This is a genomic window from Streptomyces sp. NPDC020801, assembly GCF_044334385.1.
Taxonomy (GTDB): domain Bacteria; phylum Actinomycetota; class Actinomycetes; order Streptomycetales; family Streptomycetaceae; genus Streptomyces.
Map to the genome: position 1 here is coordinate 40,077 of NZ_JBIRST010000025.1, position 20,954 is coordinate 61,030.

Annotated in this window: 21 protein-coding genes, 1 pseudogene and 1 riboswitch; of the genes and pseudogenes, 13 read left to right on the top strand and 9 right to left on the bottom strand. The window is 67.8% G+C overall.

Annotation, left to right across the window (positions count from 1 at the left end; all coding sequences use genetic code 11):
* Window positions 1-591: 591 nt before the first annotated feature.
* The 3 genes from ACH4UM_RS35190 to ACH4UM_RS35200 all read left to right on the top strand — a co-directional run bounded on the left by ACH4UM_RS35190 (window position 592) and on the right by ACH4UM_RS35200 (window position 3,505).
* Window positions 592-1,032, top strand: a complete 441-nt coding sequence (locus tag ACH4UM_RS35190) for a hypothetical protein (protein WP_398188559.1) — start codon at window positions 592-594, stop codon at window positions 1,030-1,032.
* A 9-nt stretch (window positions 1,033-1,041) separates the two neighbouring features.
* Window positions 1,042-2,889: an alpha/beta hydrolase gene (locus ACH4UM_RS35195; RefSeq protein ID WP_398188562.1), complete on the top strand. Its 1,848-nt coding sequence runs from the start codon at window positions 1,042-1,044 to the stop codon at window positions 2,887-2,889.
* A gap of 85 nt (window positions 2,890-2,974) precedes the next feature.
* A complete protein-coding gene (locus ACH4UM_RS35200; protein WP_398188565.1) occupies window positions 2,975-3,505 on the top strand; it encodes a hypothetical protein in 531 nt (176 codons plus the stop codon).
* A gap of 678 nt (window positions 3,506-4,183) precedes the next feature.
* Here ACH4UM_RS35200 and ACH4UM_RS35205 read toward each other — a convergent pair.
* A complete protein-coding gene (locus ACH4UM_RS35205) occupies window positions 4,184-4,549 on the bottom strand; it encodes a hypothetical protein (protein ID WP_398188567.1) in 366 nt (121 codons plus the stop codon).
* Between the two features lie 735 nt (window positions 4,550-5,284).
* On the opposite strand from ACH4UM_RS35205, the gene ACH4UM_RS35210 reads away from it, so the two are divergent.
* The 5 genes and pseudogenes from ACH4UM_RS35210 (at window position 5,285) to ACH4UM_RS35230 (ending at window position 8,097) form a co-directional block, all read left to right on the top strand.
* Window positions 5,285-5,761 carry a winged helix-turn-helix domain-containing protein gene (locus ACH4UM_RS35210; protein WP_398188570.1) on the top strand — a complete coding sequence of 159 codons (477 nt, stop codon included), beginning with the start codon at window positions 5,285-5,287 and terminating at the stop codon, window positions 5,759-5,761.
* Window positions 5,758-6,294: a transposase gene (locus tag ACH4UM_RS35215; protein ID WP_398188573.1), complete on the top strand. Its 537-nt coding sequence runs from the start codon at window positions 5,758-5,760 to the stop codon at window positions 6,292-6,294. Before ACH4UM_RS35210 ends, ACH4UM_RS35215 begins: the two co-directional genes overlap by 4 nt.
* A 32-nt stretch (window positions 6,295-6,326) precedes the next feature.
* Complete coding sequence (locus tag ACH4UM_RS35220; RefSeq protein ID WP_398188576.1) at window positions 6,327-6,743, top strand: hypothetical protein; 417 nt, start codon at window positions 6,327-6,329, stop codon at window positions 6,741-6,743.
* 419 nt (window positions 6,744-7,162) lie between these two features.
* A pseudogene (locus ACH4UM_RS35225) lies at window positions 7,163-7,333 on the top strand (acyl-CoA thioesterase/BAAT N-terminal domain-containing protein); the annotation flags it as partial.
* A 251-nt stretch (window positions 7,334-7,584) separates the two neighbouring features.
* On the top strand, window positions 7,585-8,097 hold the full coding sequence (locus tag ACH4UM_RS35230) for a dienelactone hydrolase family protein (RefSeq protein ID WP_398188579.1): 513 nt from the start codon (window positions 7,585-7,587) through the stop codon (window positions 8,095-8,097).
* A 711-nt stretch (window positions 8,098-8,808) separates the two neighbouring features.
* On the opposite strand, the gene ACH4UM_RS35235 is transcribed toward ACH4UM_RS35230, so the two are convergent.
* The 6 genes from ACH4UM_RS35235 to ACH4UM_RS35260 form a co-directional block, all read right to left on the bottom strand.
* Window positions 8,809-9,228, bottom strand: coding sequence for a roadblock/LC7 domain-containing protein (locus ACH4UM_RS35235; RefSeq protein WP_398188582.1), 420 nt, complete (start codon window positions 9,226-9,228; stop codon window positions 8,809-8,811).
* Window positions 9,225-11,198, bottom strand: coding sequence for a nitrate- and nitrite sensing domain-containing protein (locus ACH4UM_RS35240; RefSeq protein ID WP_398188585.1), 1,974 nt, complete (start codon window positions 11,196-11,198; stop codon window positions 9,225-9,227). The genes ACH4UM_RS35235 and ACH4UM_RS35240 overlap by 4 nt, the downstream gene beginning before the upstream one ends.
* 347 nt (window positions 11,199-11,545) lie before the next feature.
* On the bottom strand, window positions 11,546-12,397 hold the full coding sequence (locus tag ACH4UM_RS35245) for a slipin family protein (protein ID WP_398188587.1): 852 nt from the start codon (window positions 12,395-12,397) through the stop codon (window positions 11,546-11,548).
* Between the two features lie 249 nt (window positions 12,398-12,646).
* Window positions 12,647-12,934 carry a hypothetical protein gene (locus ACH4UM_RS35250; RefSeq protein WP_398188590.1) on the bottom strand — a complete coding sequence of 96 codons (288 nt, stop codon included), beginning with the start codon at window positions 12,932-12,934 and terminating at the stop codon, window positions 12,647-12,649.
* Between the two features lie 180 nt (window positions 12,935-13,114).
* Window positions 13,115-13,603: an SRPBCC family protein gene (locus ACH4UM_RS35255; protein ID WP_398188593.1), complete on the bottom strand. Its 489-nt coding sequence runs from the start codon at window positions 13,601-13,603 to the stop codon at window positions 13,115-13,117.
* A gap of 90 nt (window positions 13,604-13,693) precedes the next feature.
* Complete coding sequence (locus tag ACH4UM_RS35260; RefSeq protein WP_398188596.1) at window positions 13,694-14,071, bottom strand: YidH family protein; 378 nt, start codon at window positions 14,069-14,071, stop codon at window positions 13,694-13,696.
* 385 nt (window positions 14,072-14,456) lie between these two features.
* Between ACH4UM_RS35260 and ACH4UM_RS35265 the strand changes: the two genes are divergently transcribed.
* The 3 genes from ACH4UM_RS35265 (at window position 14,457) to ACH4UM_RS35275 (ending at window position 17,621) form a co-directional block, all read left to right on the top strand.
* Window positions 14,457-16,808: an arylsulfatase gene (locus ACH4UM_RS35265; protein WP_398188599.1), complete on the top strand. Its 2,352-nt coding sequence runs from the start codon at window positions 14,457-14,459 to the stop codon at window positions 16,806-16,808.
* 58 nt (window positions 16,809-16,866) lie between these two features.
* Complete coding sequence (locus tag ACH4UM_RS35270; RefSeq protein ID WP_398188602.1) at window positions 16,867-17,028, top strand: hypothetical protein; 162 nt, start codon at window positions 16,867-16,869, stop codon at window positions 17,026-17,028.
* A gap of 290 nt (window positions 17,029-17,318) precedes the next feature.
* On the top strand, window positions 17,319-17,621 hold the full coding sequence (locus ACH4UM_RS35275; RefSeq protein ID WP_398188605.1) for a hypothetical protein: 303 nt from the start codon (window positions 17,319-17,321) through the stop codon (window positions 17,619-17,621).
* A gap of 146 nt (window positions 17,622-17,767) precedes the next feature.
* On the opposite strand, the gene ACH4UM_RS35280 is transcribed toward ACH4UM_RS35275, so the two are convergent.
* Together ACH4UM_RS35280 and ACH4UM_RS35285 are read right to left on the bottom strand one after the other, a co-directional pair.
* Window positions 17,768-18,541 (bottom strand): CbtA family protein, encoded by a 774-nt coding sequence (locus tag ACH4UM_RS35280; RefSeq protein ID WP_398188608.1) that lies wholly within the window; start codon window positions 18,539-18,541, stop codon window positions 17,768-17,770.
* A 25-nt stretch (window positions 18,542-18,566) separates the two neighbouring features.
* Window positions 18,567-18,788 (bottom strand): CbtB-domain containing protein, encoded by a 222-nt coding sequence (locus ACH4UM_RS35285; protein ID WP_398188611.1) that lies wholly within the window; start codon window positions 18,786-18,788, stop codon window positions 18,567-18,569.
* 34 nt (window positions 18,789-18,822) lie between these two features.
* Window positions 18,823-18,979: riboswitch (cobalamin riboswitch) on the bottom strand.
* A gap of 128 nt (window positions 18,980-19,107) precedes the next feature.
* Between ACH4UM_RS35285 and ACH4UM_RS35290 the strand changes: the two genes are divergently transcribed.
* Window positions 19,108-19,815: a histidine phosphatase family protein gene (locus tag ACH4UM_RS35290; RefSeq protein WP_398188615.1), complete on the top strand. Its 708-nt coding sequence runs from the start codon at window positions 19,108-19,110 to the stop codon at window positions 19,813-19,815.
* A gap of 264 nt (window positions 19,816-20,079) precedes the next feature.
* Window positions 20,080-20,907 (top strand): ZIP family metal transporter, encoded by an 828-nt coding sequence (locus ACH4UM_RS35295; RefSeq protein ID WP_398188618.1) that lies wholly within the window; start codon window positions 20,080-20,082, stop codon window positions 20,905-20,907.
* Window positions 20,908-20,954 lie beyond the last annotated feature (47 nt).

Genomic DNA, 20,954 nt, shown 5'->3' on the forward strand with positions numbered 1-20,954 from the left:
GCCGAGGCGCCGACCGCAGCCAGCGCAGCGGCCGCCTCGTCCTCGCTCCACCCCCGCCAGCGCCTCAATCACCCGATCGAGTACCTCACTCACGTCAGTGTGAGTGACCACTCGAAGCCGGCGTCTGACCCGCGTTCTTGACCGTCAAAGGCGGCAACTTCGCGCCGGTCGGGCCGATCTGGATGTTCGTGTCCATCGCCGGCCATTCAGCAACGGGGCTGCCGTTACCAGTTCACGACGCCGTAGAGCACGTACAAGATGCCCTGTAGGCACAGCCGGTCGTCCACCGGCCTTCGGCCGGGTGCCTTCCGCGGGCAAGGGGCGGCAGCAGCGGCTCGATCAGCACCCACAAGTCGTCGTCCACGATCCACGGCCGGTTCCCACACCCTGCGAACGTCGGAATCCTCCGCACCGGTCACGACCGACCAGCTCTGAGGCCACGACAAACAATGCAGCCACGCTCGTCACACACATGGGTACGGATACTCAGTCGCCGTGGAGACTGACGCCGATGCAGTACCGCGATCTTCCGGCTACGGTACGAGTCGATCACCGCATTGCGGTACTGCGGACAAGGGGGAGGAAACACGCATGGCGTGGGACGAGTGGGAGCAGCTCAAAACAGCAGCGGCCAAAAGGCACGGCGCCCACATGGAGTTGAACCATGTGCCGCCGGACCCCGGAGGACCCGGCACTCTGGTGTCGAACAAGCCGGCCTGGTCCAAGGCAGGCCAAGCCGTCGGCTCGCTCAGCGGGCCCATCACCACGGCGCTCGGAAAGCTGACGGACGGGCAGAAGGGCTTTGTCGCGGAGAGCGGCTGCCAGACATCCCGGGCTCAGAAGGAAGTCCACGACTCGTGGGATCGCTATGTCAAGGCGGTGCGCGGGCGCTGCGGAAGGCTCTCGAACCTGCTGGAAAAGGCCGGAAACGACCAGTTGAAGACCGATGAGTCCGTCAAGGCCGAGATCGGCAACCTCGAGGTGGACTACGCGGATACGCCGGCCGTCGGCGGCCAGGACAAGGGGCGGTAACCAGAAGTCATGGACCTTGCGACCCTGAAGGCGCTCGACCCCAGAGAGTTTCTGGACGCGACCGACGGATACCGCAGCACCAGTGACATGGCCGGCGCGGCCAAGGACCGCATCGAGAACGAGATCTCCGTGGCCATGAGGAACTCCCTCAGGGGCGAGGCCGCGACCGCGGCGATCGGCCAACTGTCGCAGCTGGGAAAGAACTTCCACTACATCCAGATCGAATGCCGACTGGTCAGTACGACTCTCGAGGCGTTCTCGTACGAGATCGAAGCGGCCAAGAAGAAGCTTCAAGCGGCCATCGACGGCGCGCAGGCGGCGAAGCTCACCGTGAACGCCGACGGCTCGATCACCTATCCGGCGGGCGGGGAGAAGGATTCGGACGGAAAGGTGCCAGGGGGCGGCACGGTCAGCGGCACGTCGGGCGGCCTGTTCGAGGGTGTGGTCGCGGCAGTGAGCCGTCAGTCCGCCGACCTCGATCCCAACCCGAACCACCGCCTCGCACTGGACTACGCGGATGAGATCGCCGGCGCCCTCAGGGAGGCGACGGAGTCCGACGAGAAGTGGGCCCCGAAGGTGCGGGCGCTGAAGGCGGACGACGATCTCACCGTCTCCGACAAAGACCTTGCCGACGCGTCCTCGGACACAAGCGGCGTGCGCGACGCGGGCAAGGAGTACCTCGACTCGCTGCCGCAGCCGCCCAAGAACGGCAAACCGACGGACAACGCGAAGTGGTGGAAGGGGCTAAGCCCGGAGCAGCAGGCCGCGTGGATCTCCATGCGTCCCGACTCGGTCGGCGCGCTCGACGGACTCCCTGCCACGGTTCGGGATGAGGCCAACCGGACAGTGCTCTCCGAGGCGCACGGTGTCGCACAGGTCAAATACGACGCCTGGTTGAAGGATCACCCTGAGCCCCCGATGTACCAGGACCACATCAACTTGCACACCGGGGTGAAGCAGGGCAAGGAAAAAAACCCGGCGTGGGAGGAATGGGAAGCCGAACGGAAGGAGATGCACAAGGGGATTGACGGCATGAACGCGATACAGCGCCGTTTCGACGCGACGGGTACTCCCGACGCGACGGGTGCCAACAAACTACCCGAGGCATACCTGCTGGGCTTCAGCGAGGCGGGAGACGGTCGCGCGATCATCGCCAACGGCAACCCGGATACCGCGGATCACCAGGCGGTCTATGTGCCGGGTACGACTTCAGATTTGGACAGCATCGAGGGGAACATCAACCGGATGACCACTCTCTGGCAGACAGCCCACCCTGTATCTGATGGAAAATCCGTCTCCACAATCACCTGGCTCGGCTACGACGCACCAGACGACGTCGTAAAAGACGCGACTTACACCCACTACGCATACGATGGTGCACCGGCCTTCGATAAATTCCTCGATGGACTCGACGCGTCACATTCCGGCGATTCGGCACCGCACCGTACCGTGATCGGTCACTCGTACGGATCGAGTCTGGTGGGCGCCGCAGCCCAGACCGGAGATCTTCATGCCAACGACATCGTCTTCGCGGGTAGCCCCGGCGTGGAGGTTTCCAACGCCGATCAACTGGACGTCCCGAAGGGGCATGTGTGGAACGAGTACGCCGACGGGGACCCGGTTCCAGAGCTCGGCCGCATGATCCATGGCGGAGGTTTCGGGCGCGAAATTCCCGCCGATTCAGGCTTCGGCGCCAACCAGATGGCCACGGACACCCAAGGGCACGGCGGTTATTGGAACGGGGGCTCCGAGAGCCTGAAAAACCAGGCCCTGGTAGTCGTCGGTAAATACGACGACGTGAGGGCGGCACCGGAGCCGACCAGGCCGTATACACCGCACACAGTGTGGGAAAAATAGGAACGCCCACATAGAGGTGCTGGTACGCAGGCGATGAGACGATGACCGCCCCATAGCCCAGTCCGACGGAATAAGGCTCCCCGTCATGAAGGAAAAGCTGAGCACTCTTGTGCTCGCCGCAGCCCTTGCAGTCACTACTCTCACGGGATGCAGTGTGTCTGACCAGAACTCCGATGAAACCAAGTTCGCCGGCACGAGCACCACAAAGGATGCCTCTGATGCGCTACTGAAGGTATCCAGCGGCATATACGACTTGATCGGCGTCAAGGGAAAAGCATCCGACGGTTCCACAGGGGTACAGGAATGCCCAGGAAAGGACCCGAAAAAATACTTCCAGATCTTTCACCCGTGGAGTTTGCACCCAACCTCGGCGAGCGACGTCGAAAAGGCAATGAACAATCTCAGGGCGGAACTCCCGAAGCATGGGTGGAAGATCGTCGAATACGGTCCGGATACCAGTAAGAACAAGAACATCAATCTGACCGCCGACAATGACGAGAAGAAGGCCGGTGTAAACATCGTTCAGATGTTGAAGGACAACCCGCCGATGCTGAGCCTGACCGTCGTGTCCGGCTGCTACAAGGTCCCGGAGGGTCAGAAGGTCGAGTACTTCTGAGGGCGGCTGGTATGGGCGCCTCAAGAGCTCTTGGCACGATCACGGTCGGGTTTTCTCGAGGCGTCTCCGACAGATGAGGTCACACGCGAGTGAGACGAGGGCGTCGCGCAGGTCCAGGCGTCGTTCCCATCGGACGTCCAAGGAACTGGAACTCTTCCTGCAGTACCTCCATCGCTTCGCAAACCACGACGTCGATCAGTTCGTGCTCATGGAGGTAGGTGACCCCGACCACCCGTGCTACATGGACCTGTCCCGGGCTCCGACGCCCGAGATCGACCGTGCCGCCTACCGTCGTCCATAGTTCAGCCAGGCGGGGTCGCCTGACATCCATGGCTGACATCAACGGCCCTGGACTCCAGCAACCGCAGGCGGTCATAGGCGTTAGCTCTGGCCTCGTGCCAGCCGAGCGCTGAAGGCGTCGGATTGAACTCCTAACGCGGGTGTCGCAGGTTCGCATCCTGCCGGGGGCACAGAGAGGCCGGGGGCACAGAGAGAAGGGCCGGCTCAGGAGGGGTTTCCTCCCTGGCCGGCCTTCGGTGCTTCAGGCGCCATGCCACAGGTGTGCGTACGCAGGCCGGTCGTCGAAGTGTCTGCCGGCGAGTGCGCACGACGGCGTTCGGGAAGGTCCGGCCAGGCCGCAGGGCAGGGGCGTCGGCACGGGAGCCGTCGGCGGGTGTGTCAGACGGGTGGGCATCCGAACCAGTTCACCGTGCCGTGGCTGGAGGTGTAGCCCAGGCACCTGATGGTTCTGCCGTGCAGGGTCTCGGTCCGGTCGACCCCTGCGTCCAGAGTGTCCCCCTTGTAGTGGGTCTGTACGAGGGTGTCAATCTCGACGGTGTACCAGCGGCCCTCGTCGGCCGGAAGGCTGCAGTCGTGGCCGGTCACGTTGCGGCTGGGCCCGTCGCTCCACATGTCCTGTTCGGCGCGGTCGCAGTACGCGCCGTCGGCGGCGCCGGCGGCGCCGGCGCCCGTGCCGAGCAGGGCCGCCGCACCCGTGACCAGCGCAGCGGTGACGCCGAGCAGGCGCTTCAGAGTGAGGTTCATCGATTGGTTCCTCCTGCCAGGTGTGGTGACGGCCCGGAGTCGCCATGTCACCTTGCTGTGATGATCACACTTATCCGGGATGTCCGGCCCGGCAGCGGGCGGCGCAGTCCCCCGACCCGGTGACGTCGGTGCTGCCAATGCAGCAGGCCGCGGTCACGCCCCCCGGCCGGCCTTCCGGAACGGGCCCGGGTTGGTGCCGGGGAGCGCCGCCCCGTCCTGGTCACCGCCGACGGCCGAGGAACCCTCACGGTGTGGAAACGATGGCGGCCACGGCCGGCCGACCAGAACCGTGCCCAGGAGTGCGAGGCCCTGCGTCCCCTGGTGCGAAGGCACCAGGCGCCAACACGCTCATGCGCAGGTCTGCCCGACAGCCGCCCGTAGACCACCTCGGCTTCGCAAGCCGAGGGCTCTGACGCCATCATCAGAGGCTGGCCGGCCGCATCTGGTGCTGGTGCTGGTCGACGGCACACGACCGCACACGACGGCAGTGCGGTTGAGGCCGGCTGTCCTCCCACCACTCGCACACCGCCGGAGCGCAGAACTTCCCTCATGCGCATACGCCTTCAAGCCCCACCACAGCACCCCCGACCCTCATTACTGACCTTGGCGTTATAGCGTCTGGGTCTTCGTCGGACCTGGTGACAGGGTCCGTCTTGGCTGGTAGCCCGGAGGTATGCGGTATCCGGACGGGGCGGGCTGACCGCCGAGCAGCGCAAGCGCCGGGAAGAGGTACGCATGCGAGCCGCTGACCTCTTCGAGGAGGGCGTGAAAGTCCCGTGCATCGCCTGGGAGTTACGGGTGAGTGAGAAGTCGGTCTACCGGTGGCGCCGTGCCTGGGCGTCGGACGGTCGGGATGCGCTGCGGTCCCAGGGGCCACCGGGCTACGACTGCCGACTCCGCCCCGACCTGCAGGCCAAGCCCGCCGCCTGGCTGGACGAAGGACCGGCCGCGCACGGCTGGAGTGAGGACCAGGTGTGGACCGCCGCACGAGTGCGCACACTGATCGGGCGGAAGTTCCACCTCTCCTACAGCGCCTCCGGCGTCACCCGGCTGCTGCACCGTATGGGGTTCAGCGTGCAGATGCCCGCCCGGCCCGCCGCCGAACGGGACGAGAACGCGATCACCGCATGGCGGGAGGCGACCTGGCAGGAGGTAAAACCCTCCGGGCGGCGACCGGCGCGTTCGTCTGCTTCGAGGACGAAGCGGGCGTGACCGGCCGTCCGCCCAAGGGCCGAACCTGGGGCCGGCGTGGCATCACCCCGAGGATCAAAGTGCCCGGCCGCAGCCGGGGACGGCTCTCGGTGGCCGGGCTGCTGTGCTACCGGCCCGGCCTGCCCGCCCGCCTGTGCTACCGGCTGCGCCGGCACACCGGCCGCAAGGGCGAGCGCCGCTCGCTCGGCGACAGCGACTACATCCACCTGCTCGACGGCGCCCACCACCTGCTCAAGGCCCCGCTGATCGTGGTGTGGGACCGGCTGAGCACCCACATCTCCAAGACGATGAAGAAGCTCGTGGCCGAGCGGAAATGGCTGACCGTGGTCCTGCTGCCTGGGTACGCACCCGAACTCAACCCGGTCGAGGGCCTGTGGGCACATATCAAGCGCAGCCTGGCCAACCTGGCCGCCCGCACCCTCAGCGAGCTGGAGACTCTGCTGCGCAGGCGGCTCAAGGCGCTGCAGTACCGGCACACCATCCTCGGCGGGTTCCTCGCCGGAACGGGCCTCGCTCTCGACAGACCGAACTGACCCTGAAACGCCGAAGTCAGTAAGGTGGTCACATGGCAGAGGGGACGAGGCGCGCGCCCAGGCAGCTCGGCGAACTTAGCGATGTGTACGACTTCTTGGAGGAGGTACGGCTACGCCCTGGCATGTGGGTCTGTCGCAGTTCCCTGCAGCATCTGGACTCCATGCTTACGGGCTACCGCGTCGCCCTGGGAGTGCACGGCATCGCGGAGCCGTTCGACTTCTGGAACCCGGGCGGTTCCAGCCGCTTCTCCGAGTGGCTGTGGCCACGACTGGGCATGCGCCATCCCAGCCCCTTGGGCTGGGCAACCGAGATCGAGCGCGCGGCCGAGCAGGATGGCAGGCCCGCCATGGAGATGTTCTTCGAGTTGCTCGACGAGTTCCGCGCCACCGACCACGGGGCTCACACCCAAGCAGTGCTGCACGGCCGCACTCCGGTCCAGCCGGAATGACCCAACGCCCCGGGTGTCTGGGGCGCTGCGCAGCGCCGACCGCCCGTCGGCACTCGCAGCGGCCAGAACGCGGCACGGGCCCGGCGGCACAAGGAAGTCCCCACAGGGGCAGGCCAAAGACGCATTTCGGGGGCGATGGGGGCATGATGTCTCGACAGCACCAACTGCGGTGGGCATTAGGCGTAGCGATGTCCGTGATCGTCGCGTGGGGGACGGCAGAGTGCTCATCGGCGCGGCCTGCCGGCACCCGGGCAGCCATCGATGTCGACATGCCGGTCGCGTTGGTCGATCAGCCGGTACGCATAAGGATCACGGACCTCGCACCGCACGACCGGATTGTCGTGGGCTCCTAAGCGACCGCGCACAACGGCCAGGTCTGGAAAGCGGAGGCAGCATTCACCGCGGACGACCACGGTGTCGTCGACCTCACCACGTCGCGGCCGGTGACGGGGACCTACGACAACGTCGACGGCATGAGTCTGTTCTGGTCGATGGGGCCGCCGTCCGGCGATCCCGAACTGGCATCCTTCTTCCCCGATAAGGCTCTCTCCTACACGGTCCGGATCAGCGTCACCGCGCACGGGCGAACGTTGGCAAGCCGTGCCCTCACCCGTGAATGGCAGACGCCGGGTGTCCGCAGCCGGACACTCTCCATGACGCACGACAAGGTCGTCGGGAGGCTGTTCCTGCCCCGCCCCGGCACGCCACGCCATTCTGCGGTGCTGGCCTTCGGCGGATCGGAAGGCGGAGACAGCATGGGGGGCGAGGCGGGGCTGCTGGCGTCCCACGGCTATCCGACTCTGTCGCTGGGCTACTTCCGCATGCCGGGCCTGCCCCAACGTTGCAGGACATCCCGCTGGAGTACTTCGCGACCGCTGCGCACCTGCTGGCAGCCCAGCCTTCCACGGATCCGGCCCGCATCATCACGATGGGCTATTCACGCGTCAGCGAGGCCGCCCTGCTCCTGGCCGAGAACTACCCCCGGCTCATCCACGGAGCCTGGACCTACCGCCGGAAGCCGATCTCCCAGAGCACAATACGGCTGGACCATCTCAGTGGGCCGCTGCTCTCCATCGCCGGCGCTGACGACACCTTGTGGGCTTCCCCTGCCTACGCCAAACAGATCGCCGCCCAGCTGAACGACAACCACGACCGTTACCCTCACCAGTCCCTCATCTACCCAGGCGCAGGGCATGGCGTGGGGACCTTTCCGTACCTTGCGACGGCCACCTCACTGTTCAACCGCACCACCGGCCGCAATGCCAATCTCGGCGGAAGCCGCGCCGCCGACGCCGCCGCAAGGGAGCGGGGCTGGCCCAGAGTCCTCTCACTCCTCGCCGACGCCCGGCACTGATGTCAGTTCGGTGCGTCGTGCGGGTGGGAGGTACCCGAGGTCAACGGGCTCTTCTCATCGCCTGCGGTGGTTCATCCAGGAGAGATCTCCTCCGCTGTTGCCCATGGAACCACGCTTCCAGGCGCGCAGATCGCGCCGGGACTCCCGCGCGTCGAGCCACATGCTGTGGCTGTCTCGGTTCGTACCCCCACGGCGTCGTGTGCGTCGGTCGATGAGTACGCCGTATACGAGCATCACCAACACCACCAGTGCAGCCGGCACCAAGAGAATCACGAACACGATGGTCCAGCCACTCAACTTCGCTGTCCAGCGATATGTCCGTGGAGCCGAGCGCCCTCCCGGGCCGTCCTGGGGCCGTTGAAGGGCACTCGACGGCGACCAGCATCGACAGCTGCTGACAGCTGCTGACAGCTCAGCAGCAGGTCGGAGTGCTGATCGATGAGGCGCCCCCAGGGCATCGCCGCCGCACCCGTGCCAGATCCAGCGGAAGCGGTGCCGCAGGTTCGAATTCTGTCGAGGCACAGGGGAACACCAGGTCAGCGGTGCTCCTGTCCAGCGGGCAGGAGGACTTCGGCGTGGCGCCTCTCTCCAGCGGGCAGGAGGGCCTCGACGCGTGGGGGACACGCATGGCACACATGCGGTGCGGGCGGACAGCAGGGGTCTGTCGCGGATGCAGGGGTCTGGGACGCGGGTCGCCGGAGCGCGGCGTTGCTACCCCGCGGCCAGGGGAGCGGAGTGGAGTTCGCGTACCAACTGCGGGGTGAGCAGTTCCCCGGCGCGGTCGGCGAGGATGGCCATTTCATAGCCGACCAGGCCGACGTCGCACCCCTCGGCGGCGAGGACGCCGAGGCAGCTGCCGTCGCGGACGCGGCCCACCATGAGGAAGCCCCCGAGCATTTCGATCATGACGAGCTTCATGCCGCGGAAGCCGTGTGCCGTGGCCGCGTTCTGGGCGAGGCTGGTGATGCCGGAGACGACGGCGGCGAGGTGGTCGGCGCGATCTCGGCCGAGGCTGTCCGAGGCGGCCATGAGCAGGCCGTCGGAGGAGACTGCGACGGCATCGGTGACGCCGTCGGCGGTGCGTACGAACTCCGAGATGAGCCAGCCGAAGTTCTGGATGGCGGTGGTCACGATGACGCTCCTTGTGTGCTTCGGGCCTCGCCACGGGCGACACCTGCTCGGAATCCGTTGAGCAGGGAGGAGACAGCGGGTCTGGCGGGCAGGAGTGAGGCGGAGGGGCCCTCCACCGGGGCGAGCAGACGCCCCGGGAGGGCAAGAAGTGCGGACAGGCCGCCACCGGTGGTGTCGAAGAGGTGGACTTGGGCGCCTTCGCCGAGACGGTGGGCGAGACGGCCGACGACGAGGTGACCGAGGAACCGGGTGGGCGCGGCGAGGAAGGCCTCCTCGCCGGCGCCGGAGAGACGGGCGTTGGCACGTTCCCTGTCGGCTTCGGACATCCCGATGCCGTGGTCGACGACAGCGAAGCAGTAGGTGTCGTCCTCGGTGTCGTACCAGCCGTGCACCTCGACCGGTTCGGTCGGTGGCGAGAAGGTCAGCCCGTTCTCGATGAGTTCGGCAAGGAGGTGGGCGACATCGGCGACCGCGTGTCCGCGCACCCGTACCGGCTCCACGGCGGCGATCAGGACCCGCCGGTACTGCTCCACCTCGGCGACGGCGGACTGGACGACTTCCAGGCCGTCGGCGGGTGCCGCCGTGGGCTGCGGCGGATTCTGCCCGGCCAGGACCAGGAGGCTTTCGGCGTTGCGCCGCATACGGGTGGCGAGGTGGTCGAGCTCGAAGAGCTCGGCGAGGGCGTCCGGGTCGAGTTCCTGCCGTTCCAGGCGGGTGATGAGGCTGAGCTGACGACGCACGAGGTTCTGGTTGCGGCGGCCGAGATTGGCGAGCGATTCGGTGGTGTTGCGGCGCAGGCCGGCCTGCTGGGCAGCCAGGTGGAGGGCGGTGCGTTCCACCTGGTGCAGGGACGCTGCGACCTCGGCGATCTCCGCCGCGCCGCCCAGCGGCCGTGAACCGGGTTTGTCCGGGGCGTCCGCCGGCGGGAGGAGCTCCGCACGGTCCTGCGGGGACTGCTGGATACGGGCGACGGCCGCGGGCAGCCGGTGCCGCGCCACGTCGTGGGCGGCCTCGGCGAGCGCGCCGAGCGGGCGCGTGAGGGAGCGGGAGGCGAAAGCGGCCAGGCCCGCGACGAGGGCGGCCATGAGCGCTCCCGCGACGAGGTAGGCGGCGAGGCCCAGCTCGGCGTCGTGGCTGAGCCGGTCGGCCCGGTTGCGCACATCGTCACCGACCGACTGCTGGACGGCGTACAGGTCGTCGACGAGTACGGTCATCGCATCCCACCAGGCGCCGGCGTCGGCGTGCAGCGCGGAGCCGTCGGCGGCGCCTTCCGCCCGGTTCTCGTAGACACCGGCGCGTTCGGCGTCCTCGGTGCCGAAGGCTCTCTTCAAGGCCGCCCGCTGGGGTGCGGTGGCGATCTGCCGGAAACGGGCGAGGGCGGCGACGCGCGTGGCACGTATCTCGGTGAACGTGAGGTACTCGCGGCCGTGAAAGCCGCCTTCGGCGAACACACCGTTGAGGAAGCCGCGTTCGAGAGCGACCGACTCCTTGGCCGCGGCCAGCTCCCGCAACGCCCCCAGCCCGTCGCGCAGTTGGTGGTCCGCGCCGGTCGCGGTCTCCGCCACCGGATCGACGGCGTTGAGGGCGTCGACGGCGGCGGTGTAGAACGTCAGGGTCGCGGCCCGGTCTGCGGTGCCCGCGTCGGTGGCGGCCCGGGCGCCGGCAAGGCGCCGCAAGTGCCGCTGGATCACGTTCTCGACGGCGCTTTCGCGGCGCATTCCGCGCAGCTCCGTGTCAACGCGTTCGCGAGTGGCGGCGAGTGGCGGACGAAACTGCTCCTCGCCCCCCAACACACCGTTGGTAAGGCCGCGTTCGCGTTGCAGCTGGTGTACAAGGGCCTGGATTCGCAGGCTGAGGCCGACCTCGGAACGGGTCGTCCGGGCATCGCCGAGGGCCACGGTGCGGCCGTGCACGGCGAGACCGACCACTGCCAGCAGCAGGCAGATCGGGACCGTGATGACCACCGCCACCCGGCCCCTGATGCTGCGCCAGCCGGGCACCGGACGACGGCCGGGAGGCGTTCGGCCGCTGCGGCGGTGCCCCGAACTGCCCTTGCCTAAAACGCTCTTGCCGATTGCGCCAAGCCTGCCGAGCGCCGGCCGTACCGGCCTCCACACCCTCATGGTCACAAAGCTAGTCCGACCACCGTAGCGGCCGGTTTCCGAGCTGTTAGACCGTGTGGGAAATTCAGTTGCGCCGCCCTCACACCGCGGGCCAGGAGACTGTGACCGCGGATCGGGCTCAGTCGGGCCGACCGGCCGGTCGGATGAACGCCGCACTCGCGGAGATCACCGGCCGGCCCGGCGGGGCGCGGCGGTCACACGGTCTCGGTCGCGCCGTTCGACTTGGGGCTGGGGATGGTGCTGGCGAGGCTGTCGGGGAGCGCCGGGGATGCGGCCGCTGTCGCTTCGCGGGCGAGGAAGGAGCCGAGTTCGCCGATGGTGCTCATGAGGGGGGCGGGGAAGACGACGGTGGTGTTCTTGTCGACTCCGATCTCCACCAGGCTCTGCAGATTGCGCAGTTGAAGGGCCAGCGGGTGGGCCATCATCGTGTCCGAGGCGTCGCCGAGTGCGGCGGCGGCCAGCGACTCGCCCTCCGCGTTGATGATCTTCGCTCGCTTCTCCCGCTCGGCCTCGGCCTGGCGGGCCATGGCGCGCTTCATGGTGTCGGGCAGCTGGATGTCCTTCAGCTCGACCAGCGTGACCTGCACGCCCCACTCGACGGTGGTGACGTCGAGGATCTGGCGGATGTCCAGGTTGATGCGGTCCGTTTCCGACAGCGTCTCGTCGAGCGTGTGCTGGCCGACGACTTTGCGCAGGGTGGTCTGGGCGATCTGGTTGATCGCTGCCTGGACGTTCTCGACGGCGACGACCGACTTCACGGCGTCGACGACCCGGTAGTAGGCGACCGCGGACACGTCGACGCTCACGTTGTCCCGGGTGATGATGCCCTGGGACTGGATCGGCATGGTGACGACCCTCAGCGAGACCCGGTGCAGGACGTCGACGAACGGGATGATGAACCGCAGCCCCGGGGAGCGTGTTCCGACGAGTCGGCCGAAGCGGAACAGCACCCCTTGCTCGTACTGCTTGACGACCTTCACCGCCATGGCGAGCGCCAGCAGGGCCAGGAGGCCGACCACGACGATGAGAACGATCAGGGCCTGCATGTCATGCTCCTCGGGACGAGGACCACGGCGTTCGCGCGAGGTCCTGGGAATGGGTCGGCGGAGCACGGGACGCCATGGGGGCGAGCACTCCGTGATGTGCTCGTGGCCCGTCGCGAGAAGCGCGATTCACCGCGACCGGGACCCGGATGCCCTGAGGACCTCGGGACCGGCCGTGTGTCCAGCATCGCCCGTCGCGGACGTCCACCGCATGGGCCGAACGGTCCCCAACGTGACTCTTCACGGGTGGTCTCAGCCGTCGAGCAGCCAACGCAGTTCGACTTCGAGCCATTGGCTCTCCTGCCGCCACGTGTCCAGAGCCGCCACCAGTTGCAGGCTCAAGGCGCCGACCGTCAGCCCACGCCACCGGCAGCGACTCAGGAAACCGACGAGTACGTCGATTCGCTCGTCGTGCCGCGGCACCGGGAGTGCACCGGCCATTCCGTGACCGTCGACGGCTGCGAGGACCCGGCGGCTGACCATTTCGGGGGTGAGCCTGCGCCACGCATACGGTCTCAGCGTCTCGATGACCGCGCGCACGCGGGCATCGTCCGAGGAAGCCTGAGGCACCACGGGCAAGGACCTCCTTGATCACCTGGAACACGCCGGCTCCGCGCCGACCGAGCCCCGGTTTCACTCAGAGCGGGATTTGCCACACCATACGCGGGCGGATTCACCGGTCGCCGTGGTGCCGATCACAAGCGGGTACGGATCCGGACGTCAGCTCCCCGTGTGTACCCGGACGGCACGCATGACGTGCCGTTTCAGGAGGTTGATGACCGGGCTGCCCGCCCATTGCAGTGGCCGGGCCCACCCGGCGGGCTCGACGGCCAGGGTCCAGGTGAGGCGCGAGCCGGTGGGGACGGGTTCCACGATCCAGTCCTCCGCCGCGCGACGCAGCCCGGGACGGGACGCTTCGACGACGCTGAACGTATAGCGTCTTCCATCGTCCCACCGGAAGAACCGCTCGCGAACGGTGAAGACTCCCAGCAGGGTGATCTCACGCACCGTCCCGACGCCGAACGGTGGAGACGAGTCCCACCTCAGGCTGGTGAACGCCAGTGTCCAGCGGACCAGCGCGTCGCCCGTGATGCTCTCCCAAATGCGTTCGGGAGGAGCCGTGGTATCGACCGAGTGCACATAGCGGAAGGGCGCCGACCGCAGAAAACCGTCCCCGCTTTCGGCGAGTGGAAACCACTTCCCGAGCATGACCACCAGTCTCCCCTTGGTCGGCGCGGATCACATGTGCGCGAGGGACCTCACCCCTCCACCAAATGAATGATGAAACTTTCGGGGCCGTCAGATCAGAATGAGTCCGGCCAGCAAAGCCACGAGAGTGACCAAGGTCATGGCGATCACAATTCTGGACCTGGCGGGAGCGAAGACACCGGCCTCCAGCTGTCGCCCCACGGACCGGTAACGCATTGTTCCGTAAATACTCAGCAACAGGCCCGCGATCACCAGAAGGATACCGGCGACAACGGCACGCACACCTCTGTCGCCGATGAGTTTGGCCACGGCAACACCGAGTGCCGCCATGCTGATCCCGGTCCTGAGCCATGCCAGGTACGTACGCTCGTTGGCCAGGTGATCGCGTGCACGGCTGCCGGTGTTCGGCTCCGGGCCACCCTCCGTTCCCCACCTCACGCCGCAGCCCGGCGCGCGCGGCGGCCACACCGGAATGCGGCACGAAGTTCAGTTTCCGGGGTCATGCTCAGCCATCTCTCCACAGCGGCCGCACATCAACTCACCGGGCAGGCGTCGCCCGCCCAGTGGCAGCCACCTCCGTCAAGGGTCTAGCATGAATATCGTGCGCCGTTTACGGGAGGTCGGCAACCGACACGAGCCGGGCGCGAGACTTATTCAATGATGCGCCTTTCGCGGAAAGATTCATGATTCCGTAAATCCTCCTGAAATACATTTGCCAGGGTCCGGGAAGGCGTGCGCCGAGCCGCCCCGCTTCGTTCACCGGCACCCCCGCCACCGTGCGATGTGCGCCCACCGGTCGTACGCGCGACGATCCGCACGCGCATGAGGTCCGACCAGAAGGAGGACGGTTGCCATGTCCGTGAACGAGTACAAGCCAGGGACCTCCTTTCCCGGGGTGATCGGGCGGACGGCCGACGTTTCCAGCCCGGCCTGGCCGGAGCCCATGCGGGCCGTACCAGGAGCGCCGAACGTGCTGTTCATCGTCCTCGACGACACGGGATACGGGCAGTTCGGCTGTTACGGAAGCCCGATACGGACGCCCAGCCTGGACAAGCTGGCCAGCGGCGGTCTGCTGTACAACAACATGCACACCACCGCTCTGTGCTCGCCTTCGCGCTCCTGCATCATCACGGGCCGCAACCACCACTCCAACGGCATGGCGGCGGTCACGGAGATGGCCACCGGCTACCCCGGCTACAACGGCAACATCCCCTTCGAGAACGGGTTTCTCTCCGAGATGCTGCTGCAGCACGGATACAACACGTACATGCTCGGCAAGTGGCACCTGATGCCGTCCGAGCAGGAGTCCCCGGCCGGTCCGTACGATCGCTGGCCCCTGGGACGCGGTTTCGAACGGTTCTACGGCTTCCTGGGCGGCGACACCAATCAGTGGTATCCGGAGCTCGTGTACGACAACCACCAGATCGAGCCCCCGCGCTCACCGGAACAGGGCTACCACCTGACCGAAGACCTGGCCGACACGGCGATCGCCTTCATCTCCGACGCCAAGCAGGTCGCCCCCGACAAGCCTTTCTTCATGGACTTCAGCACCGGCGCCACCCACGCACCGCACCATGTGCCGCAGGAGTGGGCGGACCGCTACCGAGGGCAGTTCGACGACGGCTGGGACGCCTACCGCGAAAAGACCTTCGCCAACCAGAAGCAGTTCGGTGTCGCACCGCCCGACTCGGAGCTCTCCCGCCACGACCCCGACGTCCCGCAGTGGGAGTCTCTCTCGCCGGACGCGCGGCGTCTGGCCGCCCGCATGATGGAGGTCTACGCCGGATACCTGTCCCACACGGACCACCAGATCGGCCGGCTGCTCGACTATCTCGCCGAGACCGGTGAACTCGACAACACCCTGATCATGGTTGTCTCCGACAACGGGGCCAGCGCGGAGGGTGGCGCCACCGGCACCACGAACGAGGCGCAGTTCTTCAACAACGCACCCGAACCGCTCGAGGACAGCCTGCGGGCGATCGACGAACTCGGCGGTCCAAGGCTGTTCAACCACTATCCGTGGGGCTGGACGTGGGCGGGGAACACCCCGTTCCGGCGCTGGAAGAGAGAGACCTACCGCGGCGGGGCCAGCGACCCGTTCCTCGTCCACTGGCCGCGCGGGATCAAGGCACGCGGAGAGATCCGCACTCAGTACGCCCACCTCGTCGACATGGTCCCCACCGTCCTCGACGTCCTCGGAGCCGAACCTCCCGGGACCATCAAGGGCGTCACTCAATCGCCCCTGCACGGCGTCAGCTTCGCCCACACCTTCGACGACGGCTCCGCACCGACCCGTCACGACACCCAGTACTTCGAGATGCTGGGCCACCGCGCCATCGACCACCGCGGATGGCGGGCTGTGTGCCCCTGGCCCGGCCCCTCGTTCTCCGAGTCGGACAAGCCGTTCGGCACCCCCATCACCGCCGAGATGCTCTCCGAGCTGGACGCCCACAAGTGGGAGCTCTACCACCTCGACGAGGACTTCGCGGAGACCCGGAACGTAGCCGCCGAGCACCGCGACAAACTGATCGAAATGATCTCCCTGTGGTACGCGGAGGCAGGCAAGTACGGCGTGCTGCCCATCGACAGCAGCACCCTGCAGCGCATGACGACCGAGCGCCCGCAGATCACCCAGGCACGCGACTCCTACACCTTCCGGCCCGGCACGCAGACGCTGACTTCGGCCGTCGCCCCCCGGGTACTCAACCGCCCGCACAGCATCACCGCCGATGTGGGGATACCCGCCGACGGCGCCGAGGGCGTACTGATCAGCCAGGGAACGAGCGCCGGCGGATGGTCCTTCTACATCAGCGACGGCAGGCTTCGCTACACCCACAACTACGTCGGCCGGAGTCTGCACACCGTGTCCTCTTCGGACCCGATACCCACGGGGCGCCACGAGCTCCGCTTCGAATTCGAGCCCACCGGCAAGCCCGACCTCGCGGCCGGCAAGGGAGCCCCGGGCCGTGCCGAGCTCTACATCGATCGTCACCTCGTCGCGGCGGCGGACTTCCCGGTGACCACGCCCATCATGTTCAACCCGGGCGGCCTGACCTGCGGAGCCAACCCCGGTCCGCCCGTGACGGCCGACTACTCCTCGCCCTTCCACTTCACGGGCGAGATCCACACCGTGACCATGGACTTGTCGGGCGAGCTCATCACCGACCCGGAAAGCGAGATGCGCGCGCACCTAGCCCGGCAATAGAACCTGTGCCCGGCACGAGCTGCCGTGTGGCCACGGGGAACGAAGGGAAGGCTCGGCGATGAAGATCGATCCGGACCTCCAGGACATCGAACGCTTTGTGGCCGAGTGGCCCGGCGAGCCGGTGGTCGTGCTCAACCTGCCGCGTTTCCGCGAGGGCGGTGCCGAGAAGTACGCCGACCACCTGCGACACGCGTTGCCGTACGCCGAGGCAGCGGCGTGAAGGTCCTCTACTACGGCGTCGGGACGCCCCCGCCCCCGCTGTCCTGTCGCGGTTTTCCCGCCGGATCGGCAATCCAAAAGAGGGCCGCCGACGTATGGGAAGTAGGGCTGCAGTCCGGGGATACGTCCCTGGTCGGCCGGTTCCCGTGCAGCGGGGATCCTGGATGCGGGAAGTTCCCCCCATGCACGGGGCGACGCCTGCGATCATGCCGCTTCCTCCCTGCGGCTGCGGCCGTACAACTCGTGTCGCTGAGAGTCGCGCGAGACGATGGAAGGAAGGGTGTATCCGCCATGCGAGCACAACGCGTGCGGCGTCTCGTCGCCGCGTCCGCGGCCGGCGTTCTGATGGCCGGCGGCGCTGCGATCGGCGCAGCAGGCACGGCCGCAGCAGCAGCCCCTGCCGCGCACACTCATGTGACCACCAGCGTGTGCTTCGACCACGAGGACTCGCGCTGCTTCGACCACGGTGGGTTCCGCTTCGACCACCGCGGGTTCTGCTTCGACCACCCCGGATTCTGCTTCGACCACCGCTTCGATCACCGCTTCGATCACCGCTTCGACAACGGGCCCTTCGTGGTCATCGTGCTCCAGTAGCGGTCGCGGCAGCGACACAAGGGGACGCGCCCATCACGGGCGCGCCCCTCTTGTCGTCCATGGGGTCGATCTTCTCGTGGCGCTCCCGCGGCCCCTTGCAGTCGACTTTCCCGTCGCGGGCAGGGCTGGCAGGTCGAGGAAGGTCGTCAGCGTGGAACCGGTGTCGCTCCTGCCCCGGCACTCGCCCCCTTCACAGTCGGCTCTCCCGCAGCCTTCGGGGCCCGCACCCGCTCGGCCAGCAGCCCGAAGACGAGCCCGAAGGCGGTCCACAGGGTCAGCTGGACGGCCAGGGCCGACAAGCGGAACTGCCAGAGCAGGGTGGCCGAGAAGTCCTTCGGGACCTCGTTGACGGCCGGAAGGAAGACGTATGCCGACCCGATGGCCAGGACGAAGAACGCCCCCGCCGCGACCGTCGCGTTCCAGTTGCCCAGGCGCGGGGCGAGGCGCTTGCCGAGGATCACCGTGGCGATCGCCAGCAGCACGCTGAGCAGCATCATCAGGAAGTACAGGGTGGTGCGTCTGCCGATGGTGCCGGGGTCGCCGACGGACGGCGGGTTGGCGGGGTACTTCAGGAAGGGCACGACATACACGGCGATCAGGCCGGCCGCCGCGAGGAGCAGCGCACTGGCGCGCGGCCCGAAGCGACCGATCCGGCCGAGGGCGAAGCAGTACGCGAGGGCGGCGATGCCACCGAACGCGACGCCGTAGACGAGCACACCGGTGGCCAGGCCGCCGGTGGACTGCATCGTGCGGCTGACGACCTCCATGCCGTGTTCGTGGGAGTGCGCCTCTTCGTAGGCGATGGCCGAGTCGACGCGCGGCTCGCCGAGGAAGTAGGCGACGGCGAGGGCGAGAAGGCCCGCGGCGAGTCCCGCGAGCATGCCACGCACCAGCAGATTTCGGACGGTTGCCGAGTTCATGGGCCGCTGGGTTTCTTCCCCGTCGTCAGTGGCAGGGGAAGCCGAGCAGATGCCGGGCGTCGTGCACCCACTCGTGCACGTTCTCGCCGGACATCACGGAGGTGGCGCCCTGTTCGGCGCCGACGAAGTAGAGCAGGACCAGCATCAGGATGCCGAAGAAGACCGCCCAGGGGGCGATCGCACCGATCGGCAGCTTGGCGGGGATGGCGGTGGGGGTAGCGCTGGGCTGGACGGCAGACTGCGCCATGGCAGGACCTCCTGGGGAACTCGCGTCCCGTCTCGGTGGTGCACAGGACGACGGCGCGGGTCTGACTTGCCCACCACACAACGCAGATGTGTCGTGGGGGCTTACAGTGGCGCGACCGTGCCGGATTCCCACCGGCTTCCGCGATCCGTCGTCGGTTTCGCCGAGAAGGTACCGCGAAGTGCAGGTGCGGCCAAGGGCGCACGGGGGCGCGAACGGGAGCCCCTCAGGCCGCCGTTCTCTGTGAATTCCCTGCGGGGGCAGGGCTGTCGACCACGAGAGTGAGCTTGTGACCAGCCGAGTGATGTTGATCTCACCAGCTATGAACGCAGCCCTGCGGGAGGTCCGCTTCGACGAAGGGTGCCCACTTGACCCGGCCGGGGCGGCACATGCCCGAACAGCGGCGGGCGTCCTCCCGCGCGCCGGCCGTGCGCTTGTCTCCCCCACCGTGCGCTGCAGGCAGACGGCGGCCGCGCTCGGCCTCGACGCCGACGACGCATCGGAACTGGCCGGCCTCGACATGGGCCGCTGGCGCGGCCGAACGCTCGACGAGGTGGCGGCAGCCGAGCCGGAGGCGGTGGCCCGGTGGCTGACCGACCCGGCATCCGCCCCGCACGGCGGGGAGTCGGTGCACGAGCTGTGCGAACGGGTCGCGGCATGGCTGGACGAAGCCGCCCACTTCCCCGGCCGGACGGTCGCCGTTGTCGAACCGGAGGTCGTACGAGCCGCGACCGTCCGGGTGCTGGGAGCGCCGGAGCCGGCCTTCTGGCGGATCGACGTGGCGCCATTGCGCGTGGCCGAGTTCAGCGGCCGCGCCGACCGCTGGAACCTGGCACTCGGCAGGCCGGTCGAGCGGGCCGGCGAGGGCGGCGACCGCGACGGGGACGGGGACGGCGACCGTGACCGCGACCGCGACCGCGATGGGGACGGTGACCGCGACCAAGGCCACGACCACGACCACGACCACGACGGGGACGGTGACCGCGGCGCCGACCGCAGCGGCAGCGGCTGCGGCTGCGGCTGCGGCTGAAGGATCATCGCGGCATCGCACCGGGCGGCCGGCACGGCTTCCGGGAGGACGTCGGCCGCGGCATTTCGCTGGACGGGCAAGGACGTCGTCGGCCCGCCGACCGGAAACGGGGGATCAGCCGAGGCCGGAGGCAACCAGACTCGCCAGCGCCTCCGGTAATGACTTCGCCAAGCTTTCCGGAAGGGCGACCCGGTAGCCTTATTAGGTAAGCCTTGCCTGGTTTACTTTCTGTGCGCTTTCCATGCACGTCAGACCGGAGTCCCCATGTCCAGCGCCAACATCGCCCTGCTCGGCGCCATCGCAGGCTTCACCATCTACCTCGGCCTCCCCATCGGCCGTCTCCGCACACCCACACCTCGCCTCAGGGCCGGCCTGAACGCCGTCGCGATCGGCATCCTGATCTTCCTCGTGTGGGATGTGCTGACCCATGCCTGGGAGCCCGTCGACGAGGCGCTGAGCAAGCACGACTGGGGAACCGTCGCCTCGGGCGGCTTCACCCTCGCCGCGGGTCTGGCCGTCGGGCTCGCCGGACTCGTGCACTACGACGCCTGGATCGCCCGCCGCCGGGCCGCGGCCGCACGGCCGGCCGGGCCAGGGGCTGCCGCCACCGCCGAGCTGGCGCCGAAAGCCCGCAGCCAGGCAGGCTCACTCGCCCTGATGATCGCCACCGGCATCGGCCTGCACAACTTCGCCGAGGGCCTGGCCATCGGCAATTCCGCCGCCCAGGGCGAGATCTCCCTGGCCGTCCTGCTGATCATCGGCTTCGGCCTGCACAACGCGACCGAGGGCTTCGGCATCGTCGCCCCCCTGGCCGCCGAGGGCGAACGCCCCTCCTGGCTCACCCTGCTGTGGCTCGGCCTGATCGGCGGCGGCCCCACCTTCGTCGGCACGCTGGTGGGCCAGCACCTGGTCAATGACACCCTGTCGATCGCCTTCCTCGGCCTCGCCGCCGGCTCGATCCTCTACGTCGTCATCGAACTGCTGGCAGTGGCCCGCAGGACCGGGCTGAAGACCCTCACCACCTGGTGCATCCTGCTCGGCCTCCTGCTGGGCTTCGCCACGGACGCCGTGGTGACGGCCGCCGGCGCCTGAGGCGGGGCAGTACGACTCAGGGCAGTACGGACTCCCCTCGTAACGGA

Excerpts from the sequence above, each read along its gene's own strand:
- ACH4UM_RS35290 (WP_398188615.1), top strand. The coding sequence starts at position 19,108 with ATGAACGCAGCCCTGCGGGAGGTCCGCTTCGACGAAGGGTGCCCACTT.
- ACH4UM_RS35285 (WP_398188611.1), bottom strand. The coding sequence starts at position 18,788 with ATGGCGCAGTCTGCCGTCCAGCCCAGCGCTACCCCCACCGCCATCCCC.
- ACH4UM_RS35195 (WP_398188562.1), top strand. The coding sequence starts at position 1,042 with ATGGACCTTGCGACCCTGAAGGCGCTCGACCCCAGAGAGTTTCTGGAC.
- ACH4UM_RS35275 (WP_398188605.1), top strand. The coding sequence starts at position 17,319 with ATGCGAGCACAACGCGTGCGGCGTCTCGTCGCCGCGTCCGCGGCCGGC.
- ACH4UM_RS35220 (WP_398188576.1), top strand. The coding sequence starts at position 6,327 with ATGGCAGAGGGGACGAGGCGCGCGCCCAGGCAGCTCGGCGAACTTAGC.
- ACH4UM_RS35280 (WP_398188608.1), bottom strand. The coding sequence starts at position 18,541 with ATGAACTCGGCAACCGTCCGAAATCTGCTGGTGCGTGGCATGCTCGCG.
- ACH4UM_RS35210 (WP_398188570.1), top strand. The coding sequence starts at position 5,285 with ATGCGAGCCGCTGACCTCTTCGAGGAGGGCGTGAAAGTCCCGTGCATC.
- ACH4UM_RS35255 (WP_398188593.1), bottom strand. The coding sequence starts at position 13,603 with ATGCTCGGGAAGTGGTTTCCACTCGCCGAAAGCGGGGACGGTTTTCTG.
- ACH4UM_RS35200 (WP_398188565.1), top strand. The coding sequence starts at position 2,975 with ATGAAGGAAAAGCTGAGCACTCTTGTGCTCGCCGCAGCCCTTGCAGTC.
- ACH4UM_RS35265 (WP_398188599.1), top strand. The coding sequence starts at position 14,457 with ATGTCCGTGAACGAGTACAAGCCAGGGACCTCCTTTCCCGGGGTGATC.
- ACH4UM_RS35205 (WP_398188567.1), bottom strand. The coding sequence starts at position 4,549 with ATGAACCTCACTCTGAAGCGCCTGCTCGGCGTCACCGCTGCGCTGGTC.
- ACH4UM_RS35270 (WP_398188602.1), top strand. The coding sequence starts at position 16,867 with ATGAAGATCGATCCGGACCTCCAGGACATCGAACGCTTTGTGGCCGAG.
- ACH4UM_RS35295 (WP_398188618.1), top strand. The coding sequence starts at position 20,080 with ATGTCCAGCGCCAACATCGCCCTGCTCGGCGCCATCGCAGGCTTCACC.
- ACH4UM_RS35190 (WP_398188559.1), top strand. The coding sequence starts at position 592 with ATGGCGTGGGACGAGTGGGAGCAGCTCAAAACAGCAGCGGCCAAAAGG.
- ACH4UM_RS35245 (WP_398188587.1), bottom strand. The coding sequence starts at position 12,397 with ATGCAGGCCCTGATCGTTCTCATCGTCGTGGTCGGCCTCCTGGCCCTG.